This window comes from Chitinophaga caeni (assembly GCF_002557795.1).
In the GTDB taxonomy this organism is placed as follows: domain Bacteria; phylum Bacteroidota; class Bacteroidia; order Chitinophagales; family Chitinophagaceae; genus Chitinophaga; species Chitinophaga caeni.
Window position 1 is genome coordinate 3098850 of sequence record NZ_CP023777.1, and the last position, 12403, is coordinate 3111252.

Consider the following 12403-nt stretch of genomic DNA (forward strand, 5'->3'; position numbering starts at 1 on the left):
TTTTTGGCAAATCGCTTCTTGATATGCTAATATCGAAATTTTACCCTTCAATATTAGTTTTTTGGGGATGATGCCTTTAATAATTAATCTTTTCCACTTATTACTTTTCTTTATCCTGGGAACGGGTTCGGGTGTGCCATACTGCAAAAATCATAGAATAAACCGTCCTGTTTCTAAATGTAAGCTATTAATCGTCTAAAAGCAAAAAATCCCGGCTAATTATGATAGCCGGGATTTTTTCACTATAAAATATCTTTATTGTCAGACTAAATTTTCAATGAAAAATTATCGTCGCCTCAAAAGTTCGATTCAATGTCCACCTGCACATTTCTTGGTACTTTTTTAGCCGGACAACAATGATAATATATCTTATTAGAATTTGAATGCAACGTTACCCACGAACCTTCTTGGCATTTGCGGTTCTAAGGTGCTCCAACCTTTATAATATACCTCGTTCGTGATATTATCCAGTTTGAAAGTTACGTCAAACTTAGGTGAATTATAGAATAGGGAAGCATTGATTACGGTGTAAGATGGTAGGGTAAATACGCCGGTGGTAACACGGTTTAATATCTTGTTCTCGCTGGCGTAGTTACCGCCGAAACCGATCCCGAAACCTTTCAGTTTTCCACTGGTTAACTTGTAAGTAGCCCAAAGGTTGGCCAAGTTTTGTGGTCCCGCTTCTTCCGGGCGCCTATCGAGGTAATCAGAGGTGCCTTCAGCTTTCGTTATTTTGCTATCGTTATAGCTATAACCTGCCAAGATGTTTAAGCCTGGTGCCGGGCTAGCAGTTACCGCCGCCTCGATGCCTTTGCTGTACCTTGTTCCACCTTGGGTATATTCCTGCGGACCGGTGCTCAATATGATGTTTTTTACCTTGATGTCGTAATAGCTTAAGCTACCACTCAATAGTCCACCCAGTAAATTGACCTTGATGCCGCCTTCTAGCTGATTGGCTTGTTCCGGGTCAAAAGATTGCATCACGTTGTCTTTGTTCATCCTAGGGGCAGCATTTGTGAACCCGTTCATGTAATTGGCAAAAACGCTTAAAGTATTGATGATAGGTTGGTAAACGATACCAAACTTAGGGGATACTGCTGTTTGACCGTATTTACTGGACTCGCTTACCGTTGTACCGCCATTTTCAAATCGATCTACGCGCACGCTTGCCATCGCGGATAGGGACGGCAAGATATTGAACACATCGGAAATGTAAGCGCTGTAAATTTTCTGGTTGGCATTAGAAATGTTCAAGGAATCGTTCTTAAGCAATTCATCCATATGGGCTTTGGTTAAGACCCCGTTATCGAATCCGTCCATACGAACCTCACCGTTTTGTACGTAGTTTGAATTGCTACCGTTAGCATCGCTTTCGAAGTAATCCAATCCTACTACCACGCGGTTGCGGAACTTGCCTAAATAGAAATCACCGGTAAAGTTTTGTTGGATATCCGTTGTGTTTGTATATGCATCTTGGTTGCTGATGTAGCGGGCAAATGTGCTTTTTACATCTGGAAAGCCCGGTAAATATTGCGTTCCTTCGTACAAATAAGAATAATAACCCTGCGTCTTCGCGGTACTTCTGGAAACCACGGTTTGCGAAGTCCAACTGTCAGACAATTGATACAACATTTGCGCCTGCACGTTTGAAGTTGGATTTTTAATACTTAAATCATTGCTGGTAAATGAATTTTTAGGGTTATATCCCAATTCGTCTAAATTCTTGGCGAATAGCGTCGTACTACGATCGAAGAAGATCATCGTAGGATTGGTACGCTCCGTTTGATAAAACTCCGCATTTACCAGGAAGCTCAAACGATCATTTACTTTGTACGTTAATGAAGGGGCGATATAACGGTTTTTAGCAAAACCGGCATCCTGGAAGCTGTTCTCATCATGGTAAGCGCCAACTACGCGGAACAATATTTTTCCATCTTTGTCTAGGGGAGTATTTACATCCAGCGTGAAGCGATTTAAACCGTAACTACCGCCGGTATAGGAAACGGAGCCACCGAAATGGTCATACGGGCGCTTGGTAACCACGTTAATCAAACCGCCGTAAGAAACCAGGGAGCTACCGAATAATGTACCGGAGGGACCTTTAATTACTTCAATTCTTTCTATCCCGGCAACATCTAAACCACCATTGGTAATCCCGGCCAAACCGTTTTTCATGGTTGGTTGAACCGCGAAGCCGCGGAGTGCGAAATAACCGGCGCCATCGCCGCCGCGACCGGTAGACGACCATAATTTATCGATCCCCGGTGCATTTTTCAACGCATCGTCGAAGTTGGTAACCACTTGGTCGCGCATGACACCACTTGAAATTGTATTATAAACTTGCGGATTTTCAATATCGGCAATTGGTAACCTCGCGATATATTGAGAGTTGGGCTGTTGGTATTTATTCCTGGCAGCCGTAATCACCACTTCGTTTAGTTTCTGCTCGGAAACATCCAGTTGCAGGTTTACCGTCACCGTTTTTTCCTTTTCTACGGTTACGGGTTGACTGACAGTTTCGTAACCGATCAGCGATACTTCAATCGTATAATTACCCGGGGCTACGTTGCGGATTGTATATTGACCATTTTCATCGCTGATGGTGCCTTTTTTCGTTCCTTTTAATAAAACTATTACGGAGGGAGCCGGTTTATTATCGGATGTAGTGATGGTACCCTTGATAGTACCGCCATTTTCTACATCTTCGGCCAATACGGGGGCCATTAGCGCGAATAACATTGCGCATAACATGCTGATTCCTTTCCAATTAATCGAATTGCGTAAAAATACCATAACCTTATTTCTTTTAGATCTGCTGGCGCAAAATTCTATCAGTTTAAAGGCTATGAGAAGTCCAATCGGGAAATTTATTTACGAGATAAGGAAAAATTCAACACCGGGAAATTCTAAAATGTTGATTTTCAATTACTACTTATTAGTTAGCAAGAAGGGAGCTGCAAAATTTTATTGTATATTATTGACAATCAATATTATATAGCGGGGTGTTTTCATTAAACCGGATGGAGTCCGGGCGGCTAAATATCATTTTTCCATCTTGATCTGCCATGGGGCCATAGCCCTCGATCATTTCATTGCCTTTCCTCAAGAAAATAACCTGCCTAGTGCTGAAGATACCTTCCGATTTGAAGGTATAATCGGCTACCAATGTGTCACCATGGAAATTACCCACCAATGTCCCGGAATTTTTATCTTTCTCGAAAAAGGCATATTCCAATTTACCGTTTACATTGTCGCCAAGTATAAAAAGTTGCATACTTACCAGGTCCTTGTTATTGGAGAACTGGTAACAAAGCGTGTCCGGTTGCGGATCGGTTTCCTGTTGCAGGTTCTTGTCGTTCTTGGTGGAATTATTGCATGCCAGGCAGGATAAAACCAACGTAAAGCTTAGTAATGAATATCGCATTATACAAGTTTTTTCCGGGAAGGGAAAGCTTAAAAAATCCAGTAGAATATTCTCATTACAAAATAAGAAAATAGTTAATATTTTACTTACATTTGAAACTGATCCGAAAATAGGATTTATTTGATAATACCCCAAAATGAAATTTGCCCCAATTCTATCGTTTCATGTCAAAGGGTATGAGAGCATGGAATTTCGTTACATCGATTAATGGATAAAACCAACTTGATCTTTCGAGCTGCTCCACAGTGCGTAGTTACCGGGGATCAAAACCTGTAAAAACTGTATAAATAAATATTCTTGGTATGCCCCATTACCTTTTTTTTGGCATCACGTCATTGTTGATTGCTTTGTTGCTGGTAGCTTGTGCTTACGGCATTTTCCTCTTTTATAAATTTTCACTTTTTAAACACAATCTATTCGGAGAAACAATTACCGTGCGGTTATTGACGCTCATGGTGGCCGGCGCGATCAAAAAAGCATTCTTTTACGCGTTTTGGACAGCCCCCTTTAATTTATTCCTCATATTGATAAATGCGCTTATAAAGTGGGTTGGCCGGCTGGACGGCGATCAGCTCAACTTGCAAGAAACCTTGCAATATGTATCGGGCTTATTCGAAAATTGTATGAATTGGATAACGGGGAATTTGCTCAACTTCGATGTATTGCTGGGAGTGTTAATTGCCTGGTTGTTGCAAGCTGTCTTGACCGGGGTATTTTACAATAAAAAAACGAACCGGTACGAGGTCCAGGATAACTTGCAGTACTTTTATAAGCATCATATCTTGCAAGCATCCACCCGCGTAAAACAGAACGTGGCCTTAACCTTGCTGCTACTATTGAGCTTATACCTTGTTTTATGTGTAACAATCGCGATTCCCTATATAAATTACAACCAGGCCGATGGTAGGGCCGACTCTTCCCGCACTTGGCTTCAATTGAATGTAGCCAACGGCAGCAAGTTATTACTGAACACGGAACGGTTCAAGCTCGATTCCGCGAATGTGTTTCAAAAGTTCAGGGAACAAGATGTCTCGAAACTCTCCCCTTCGGCACAGGAAATTTTTATCCATAATTTCAAAGGTTTGCAACATAGCCTGGGTAGCAAAAGTATCTATATCAATAACTTGGTGGCCCAATATAACCGTTCCCTGGATGAATATTTAACCAGTGGGAATACCAAGAAAGCTGCGCTGGAATCCAAATTAAGAAATTACAGTGGTGGCAAACGTTTGCAATACGAGTATTTCCAAAGATTACAAGATTATTTTGATACGGAATTAGGAAGCCGCGAAATTGAATTGAAAAGCTTCCAATACCGTATTTTAAACGATTATGATAATTATATCGCTAATTACGCCAATTATTATATTTCTATTTACGACGATTTTATTACCGAGTTACAGAAGCTTGGAAATGCACAAGCCCCCCAGTATTTATACGACTATTTCTATGTCAGGACGGCCGTAACGCCGGGAAATACCTATTATGCCTGGACTAACTTTAACTGGCGGCCGGAACCCAAGGAGCCCGTCCCGGGAGAAGAGTGGGGGTGGATCGGCAGGAGCGCAAGTTGGCTACTACTACCTAATAACGCCGACCTCGTTTTAATCATCGGTATGTTTGGCTTCGGTATGTTGGGAGCCGCGATTAGTAGTTATATCAACAGGAAAGAAGAGGATGCTGCGGTATCGTATATGAAAGACCTGCATGTCATCGTTGTACGGGGATTCAGCGCTGCGATCGTCATATTTTTAGCCACCAAGGGCGGTATTGCCATAATAAATAATGGCAGCAATAACCCTAACCCGCACGTTTTATTTTTTACATGCCTCGTAGGCGCTGTTTTTAGTGACAGGATATGGGAATGGGCTAAAAAGCAACTTACATTCAAGCCTCCTGGAAAGGAACCAGGCCAAATAGATCAACCGGATGAAGGCGATGCATATAAAAAAATTCCTGAACCCGGCCAAGCAACCTTCGTAAACATGGAGACCCCGGATGAAGGGGCGTTATCACCTAAACAATAGTTTTTAATCCTTATACATGAAGAAGATCCTTTTAACAATGATGCTATCCGCTATGGCTACTTATTGCCTGGCACAGGATAATTATTTTAAAGATGCTCAATTGCTCAAATCCCTCAAGCCTTATATATCCCAAATAAAGGTTGTTTTAGATGGGGATACCTTGCGGTTGGCCGATCCGCTGGCTGATCCTTTTACACCTTTTATCAACCTGTTGCATCAAGCGCAAGCCGTTACCGGCGATGCGTACGCAGGTAACGATACCAACACTGTAAACGAGGGGGAGTTAGTGAATACTAATAATCAAAACGAAACGACCCCGGCAACGGAAACCAGTTTGTTGAAAAAAGCCGAAGAGGAATCAGCATTGAAGAAAGAACTATTGGCGGCAGCCTGGTTGCTTAATAATAATTCGGAAGTGGATTTGCTTGCTGTAAATGATTTTCCCAAAAGCTTCCCGATGTTGAAGAGAATTAAAAGTAATATCATCGAGGGAGGTTTCGGTCAATCTGAAGGGCAACCGACCAACTTCGCTTTTTCTGAAGCCGCCATAATTTACGGTGTGACGGATTTTATTATCAAGCGTGCAAAGGAACAATTGGTGGAAGTTTACCTCGAAGGTTGGTACGATAAATTGGAAAGCGATGAAACGCTCCGGCAAATGTTGCCGCAAACCCTGGATGTGATGAACGCTTTTATCCAGGATAACGGTATTAGTCTTGCCAAATACGGTGATAAATGGAAGGTGGCTATGCAGGAAGATATCCGCAATTTTCCCAACTTACTGCAAGGGGAAACATTTGTTTCCAATACCATGGAGCGCCTATGGCCAAAGATGGAAAGCACACAGCGTTCGGAGTTCGTGGCTGCTATCTCGGGCAGCGCCCAATTGGCGTACAGGATCTATATGAAAGAACATGCTGTAAATGTTATCAATACGATGGCTGCGAACTACTACTTGCCAAGTAAGACGGGGGATAAAGCGCCGGTATTCAAAAGGATGATGGTGCTACTCCAAGTGTTATCGGAAGTGGCGGGAACGATGAGCGAAAAGCAGACTTACACGGTAGTCAATATTTCAGATGCCAGGAAGATGGATCTTGAAAGTTGGGAAATATTAATCAAGTTAATTTATACTAGGAATCACCTGCAACTGAAATACGTATTTCAAAACAATAAAACTTTCGACAATTTAACCCGCTCCAGCTTAACCGACTTTAACGAGTTCCGGCTCTTGCTTGAAAACGGTATCGCGCAATTTCAAAATATACAGGATTTGTTAAGCCTTGAGAAAGGGGAGAAGCTGTCGTTCGAAGAAAGCCGGAAACTGTTTGAATCTGCCTTTGCATTATTTGGAACGGGAAACCAGTTTCTCTTGCATTACAATATTGTAAAGGATGACACATTTTATCAATCGTTCAAACAATATTCCGGTTTCGTTACTGAAATGGGTGAAGGTATATCTACACAGCAATACGGGAAAGTGTTAGATGGCACTATCGGCGTATTCAACACCGTTACAAAAGAGTATCCTTCGCGCTTAGCTGATACGGTAACGAAGAATTTGCAGCGCTACGGTAGTTTCATGCTTAACATCATTGCATCGAAAGATGCGGGACAGGTAGAGGCCGCGTTAGACGAATTGATACCCAAAGGTAGTTACCAACTCAAGAATTATAAGCGTACCGTGGTGTCATTGAGCGCGTTTCCGGGTGTGATGTTCGGTGGGGAAAATATCAAGAAATACCCGGTAGATGCCGGCGGGGCGGTTATTCCCGGCAGCAAGAAGGAAGTGCAAACAAAGTATTCTTTAGCGCCTTACCTGCCGATCGGTTTTGATATCAGCTTCCATGTTGCAGGTGGTGAAAAATTGTATCAAAAGGCCATGAAAAAGAAGTCGGGAAGTATGAACATCGGTATTCAACTGGTTGATCTCGGGGCGGTGTTGAATTATCGTTTATCCAGCGATTCTACCGTGGAAACCGCGCCCGATGTAAGTTGGAAGCAACTTTTCTCGCCGGGATTGCAATTAATGTGGCATTTTAATAATTCCCCGGTTGTAATCGGTGCTGCATGTAACTATACACCTGATTTAAGGAAGATTAACCAGGATGGAAATACGTACAGCTCGAATGCTTTCCGGTTCGGGATATTCTTAGGTGTCGATGTCACTTTCTTCAATCTTTTTACTTCAAAGAAACCCTCCTGGGGCGATTATAAACCCTGAAGAAAATGAAGAACAATACTAAAATCATACGCGGGGGTACCTGTGGCGCCGGTAGCCTGGGCGGATTCTTCAAGATGCCGAACCGGGAGTTCGTGTATGGCATCACCAATAACCATGTGGCTGCTAACCTGAACCAATGCCAAGTTGGCGATGCCATTAGGGATGTGGGATCAGGCCAGCAAGTTGGTTCGCTGAGTCATTGGGTGCCGTTATTGAAATACGAGGCACTGCAAAAGATCAATTATGTTGATATGGCATTGGTTAAATTAAATGCCGGCCTTGCTTGCGAGTGGATAATGAAAGACACCTCTCTTCAAAAGCCCCTAGGATTTATTGAACCGAGGCAAAAGGGACAGGTTTATATGATGTTGCCCGGTGGCGAAATCCGTGAAGGTGTAATCAGCAAGAGCGCTATTAATCACGTGATGGAATTCTCCCTATGTAAAAGCCCTTTCCTTTTCACGCGCCTCGTAGAAATCACACCTACCAGCGATGGGCAGTTTTCTGAAGCGGGTAATTCGGGTAGCGTTATTTTTTCAAGTACGCATTATATCGTGGGGATTATATTGGGCGCCAATAGCGATGGAACTAAAAGTTATGCAATACCTTTTATCGATGGGATACTTAATTATGCCCCGTTGATTATTGCCTGAATACACTTAAAATAATATGGTTAATCATTAAGATAGTATTAGTTTGCCTTCAAGTACAATCAATCACAAGCCCAAGGGAGTATGCCTTTGGGCTTTTTGATACATATGATTTAATTGATATAACATGATGTTTCCCAATGCCCTTAGCGTTCTCGCACGGTAATGTGAATAACTTATTTTAAAATTAACCGAAAATTTCAATTGAAAAATTACAATTTATAGAGATTAGCAATTATCTTGTAAATGCGAATAAATGGAATTAAATAGTCTTTTGGAAACCCAGGTTAATTCTACTTTCTGCTATTTCTAATGTAGAAAATAATGAACTCAATGCTTTGAGTAATAGCGTGTCTTGTTTAATGTAGAGAATTAGTAACATATCCTGGTTGATTTATTGTCAAAGTGCAGTGCAGTAATAGTTGTCACCAATATAATGCAGTATCATGTTTTTATTTAAGGGAGTTTGCAAAGGTAGTATCATTTTTATTAAGCGTAATGCTTTGAATCCACTGTAGTATAGTTTTAAATACTATTGAAAGACCATGTGGCCGGTTGTTGAAATGACTGGTTAGGATTCCTATTGAATAGCATTTGCAATTATAGCGTCATTTATTATAATTTATCATAACAGTTTGCAATGAAAGTACTTCCCAGGGCTCCTTAAGAGGCTTTGCGGGCGACTGTAGGTTATGGACATATTCGTATGTTGTCGCCTAGCTACAAGTCTGTTATTTATCAATCCAAAAACAAATCACTAAGATGTATCATTCTATTCGCAATAATAATAGAACGGCATCGCCATGCCTAAAAAGTCCGTTAACACCGGGTCTTAGAGGTATGGTGCATCCATCTAAAATCTTCCTTTGCCGATTCTTATTTATTTTATTATCCGCTTGTTTAGTATTTATAAAGTTACATGCAGCAGTACCGTTCCAAGCTAAAGAAGTTAGTGTATCAGGGAAGGTGACCGATGAATCCGGCGTGGCTTTACCCGGTGTTACGGTGGCCGTCAAAGGTACGGCTAAAGGTACGGTAACTGATATAGAGGGTAATTACAAAATATCCGTGCCCGGCGCAACTTCTATATTAGTATTTAGATTCGTAGGTTATGAAACTAAAGAAGTAACGGTGGGTACACAAACGAAACACGATGTAGTATTGTCGGGCGATTCCAAGGGTTTGGATGAAGTGGTGGTCGTAGGTTACGGTACACAGAAAAAAGTAAATCTCACCGGTGCGATCACTTCCGTAAATGCCGCCGACGTTAACAACATCGCCCCGTCTAACCTTTCTAATACCTTGGCGGGTAGGGCGCCAGGCGTCAACGTTACCAATACTTCCGGTCTTTCCGGCGCCAGTTCCAGCATCAGGATACGCGGTAGTTTCGGTGAACCGTTGTACGTGATTGATGGAATTGTGCGCGATAAGGAAGCCTTCGATGCCTTGGAAGCAGCGGAAGTAGACCAGATCAGTTTCTTGAAAGATGCTGCCACGGCTTCTATTTATGGATCACGCGCGGGTAATGGCGTAGTTCTTGTAACCACCAGGCGCGGCGCTGCCCAGAAACCAACCGTAAATTTTCAGAATAGTTATACAACCGGTAAGCCAACGATGACTTTATTGTCGGATCTGACCACCGCAACGGACGAATTGATTTATCAAAACCGCGTTGCGGAATATAACGGGACGCCGATTCCAAACGGGGATGACGAGTTCGAATATTTCAAGAACCGGAGTTATAATGTGAATGATTTTATTTGGCGTAACCCTTCCAGTCACCGGCATACCCTCAGCGTAAACGGGGGCTCAGATAAGATCACTTATTATTCATTATTGAGTTACAGGGGAGAACAAGGAGCTTACAAAACCGTAGATTTCAACAAGGTTAACCTCCGTAGTAATGTTTCGGCCAAAATATCGGATGCCATCAAGGTAGATCTGAATTTAGGCGCGTACCAGCAAAACCTGGATCGCTTTTATTGGCCATTCACCGGTGATGATGATTTCGATGTGTCCGACCTTTACCGCGTAACATTTAACTGGCCTAAAACGTACCCTTTCTACCTGGAAGCAGATGGAACGCCGGCAAATTATGTTACGGAGTTCCCGGTTCAGACGCCGATGGGATCCTGGCAAGCCTGGAGCGTAATCGACCAAGTTATCGGGGACAGGTACATCAAAACGAGGAAGCGCCAATTAAATTCCATCCTTACCTTGGATATCAGCTTGGATAAATATGTGAAAGGTCTTTCTACCAAGGTTGTCGGTAGTTATAATGCACAGGATTATATGCGTAAGAAATATCTCACGTATCAAAAGAATTATGTGTTTACTTCGGCAGATCCCGATGGTAACAGGTTCGTTCCCGCTGCCCCGGACCCCGATAAAACCAACATCTTCACATTTAGCCAGAACCAACCATTCATGAGTTACGAGATGTTTACGTTGTGGGATTACCAGGTAGATTGGTTCTTGACTTATAATAGAACTTTCAAAAAACATGGTGTGAATGCACTGGTGGTATTTGAACAAGCAGAGAACGGGGGATATAAATCATTAGCAAAGGCGGAAAACCCCTTGACATCAATCGATCAATTCTTTGCATACCCTGAAGATATTACCATGCGGTTTGGTAATGCCAGTGAAGTAATTGGGGCTAGGCAATCATGGATAGGACGTTTCAATTATAATTATGACAGCAGGTATATCGCGGAATTTTCTTTCCGCTACGATGGTAATACCTTATTCCCGAGCGATAAGCGTTGGGGATTTTTCCCATCCGTTTCCGCGGCTTGGAGAATTTCGGAGGAATCTTTCATGAAAGATAATGCCCGGGTATTCGATGACTTGAAGTTGAGAGCTTCTTACGGAACAACAGGTAATGATCTTGATGTTAACGGGAACAAGATCGATCCGTTTTCTTACGTGAAGTTATATGAAAACGGGGGGAGCTATATTTTCGGGGACAGGCTTTATCAAGGAATTGTTCCCAGGGCTACACCCAACCCGAACTTGACATGGGCAACATCCACGACTTATAACCTCGGAATTGATTTCGCTACCTTAAGAAATAGGCTCAGCGGTACCATCGACGTTTTCCTTAGGAAAGAAACGGATATTCTCGGCGGGCGACAAGTTACAATCCCGGATCTTTACGGGCAAAGCTTAGCGCCGGAAAATTACGCCGCACGCTCTTACCGTGGAGGAGAACTCACGCTGATGTGGAACGATATGGCGCTGAATGAAAAACTCAGGTATTCAGTGCATGCTAATATAGGTTATGCAAAAGATCGCTGGGATATCCTGGATGAAGAACCTTCTTATGGCCCTGGAGGCAACCGTCATGATCTTTCTAAAATAGGGAAACCCGTTAACCAGATTGTTGGTTTAAAAGCCCTGGGCATCGTCCGCACGGAAGAACAGTTGAATGCATTGATGGATAAGGGTTTTAAACAATATGGTCGTGATCCGTACCTCGGTGGACTGTATTTTGAAGATATCCGCGGAGATGGTTATTCTCCCGGTCCTGATGGGAAGATCGATGGGAATGATGTGCAATTACTTTCGGATAATGCTGCTCCTAGGATCAACTTCGGTTTTGGCTTCGATGTTTCTTGGAAGAACTTTACGTTGCAAACGCATATGCAAGGTGTGGGTGCTTACGATCGTATTATCAGCAACCAGGAAGGCGCGGGGATGCGCCAACACGGTGGCGCGATCCGTCCGTATTACCCGATCTGGGCATCCGATGTATGGACACCCGAAAATCCAAATGCAAAGTATCCACGCCCGATCGGGCAGAATTGGTATGAGTCTGGAACAGGTTCTACCTCGTTCTGGATCCGCAACGGCGCCTACCTGCGTATGCGCATGCTGAACCTTGGCTACCGGTTACCAAAAAGTTGGTTGGATGCATTGCGTCTCAGCAATGCCCAGTTATATTTCAACGGTACCAACTTGTTTACCATTTCCAAGATGAAGGAGTTTCACGATCCGGAACAGAAAAATTACGATTCATTTCCAATCATGAAGACATTCACGTTTGGTTTAGACATAAAGTTTTAGAAAATCATGA

6 protein-coding genes are annotated in these 12403 nt (G+C 42.7%); 4 read left to right on the plus strand and 2 right to left on the minus strand.

From position 1 onward, the window contains the following. Window positions 1–372 precede the first annotated feature (372 nt). Both COR50_RS13095 and COR50_RS13105 read right to left on the minus strand, forming a co-directional pair. Entirely contained in the window at window positions 373–2751 is a 2379-nt protein-coding gene (locus COR50_RS13095) for a TonB-dependent receptor (protein ID WP_098194404.1), read from the minus strand. Window positions 2752–2974: 223 nt separating this feature from the next. Then, window positions 2975–3424, minus strand: a complete 450-nt coding sequence (locus tag COR50_RS13105) for a hypothetical protein (protein WP_098194406.1) — start codon at window positions 3422–3424, stop codon at window positions 2975–2977. Window positions 3425–3726: 302 nt separating this feature from the next. On the opposite strand from COR50_RS13105, the gene COR50_RS13110 reads away from it, so the two are divergent. The 4 genes from COR50_RS13110 to COR50_RS13125 all read left to right on the plus strand — a co-directional run bounded on the left by COR50_RS13110 (window position 3727) and on the right by COR50_RS13125 (window position 12393). After that, entirely contained in the window at window positions 3727–5451 is a 1725-nt protein-coding gene (locus tag COR50_RS13110; protein WP_098194407.1) for a hypothetical protein, read from the plus strand. 16 nt (window positions 5452–5467) lie between these two features. After that, window positions 5468–7675, plus strand: a complete 2208-nt coding sequence (locus tag COR50_RS13115; RefSeq protein ID WP_098194408.1) for a hypothetical protein — start codon at window positions 5468–5470, stop codon at window positions 7673–7675. A gap of 5 nt (window positions 7676–7680) precedes the next feature. Next, complete coding sequence (locus COR50_RS13120; protein WP_098194409.1) at window positions 7681–8328, plus strand: trypsin-like serine protease; 648 nt, start codon at window positions 7681–7683, stop codon at window positions 8326–8328. A gap of 759 nt (window positions 8329–9087) precedes the next feature. Next, window positions 9088–12393, plus strand: a complete 3306-nt coding sequence (locus COR50_RS13125; protein WP_198405643.1) for a SusC/RagA family TonB-linked outer membrane protein — start codon at window positions 9088–9090, stop codon at window positions 12391–12393. Window positions 12394–12403: the final 10 nt, after the last annotated feature.

Excerpts from the sequence above, each read along its gene's own strand:
- COR50_RS13095 (WP_098194404.1), bottom strand. The coding sequence starts at position 2,751 with ATGTTATGCGCAATGTTATTCGCGCTAATGGCCCCCGTATTGGCCGAA.
- COR50_RS13105 (WP_098194406.1), bottom strand. The coding sequence starts at position 3,424 with ATGCGATATTCATTACTAAGCTTTACGTTGGTTTTATCCTGCCTGGCA.
- COR50_RS13110 (WP_098194407.1), top strand. The coding sequence starts at position 3,727 with ATGCCCCATTACCTTTTTTTTGGCATCACGTCATTGTTGATTGCTTTG.
- COR50_RS13115 (WP_098194408.1), top strand. The coding sequence starts at position 5,468 with ATGAAGAAGATCCTTTTAACAATGATGCTATCCGCTATGGCTACTTAT.
- COR50_RS13120 (WP_098194409.1), top strand. The coding sequence starts at position 7,681 with ATGAAGAACAATACTAAAATCATACGCGGGGGTACCTGTGGCGCCGGT.
- COR50_RS13125 (WP_198405643.1), top strand. The coding sequence starts at position 9,088 with ATGTATCATTCTATTCGCAATAATAATAGAACGGCATCGCCATGCCTA.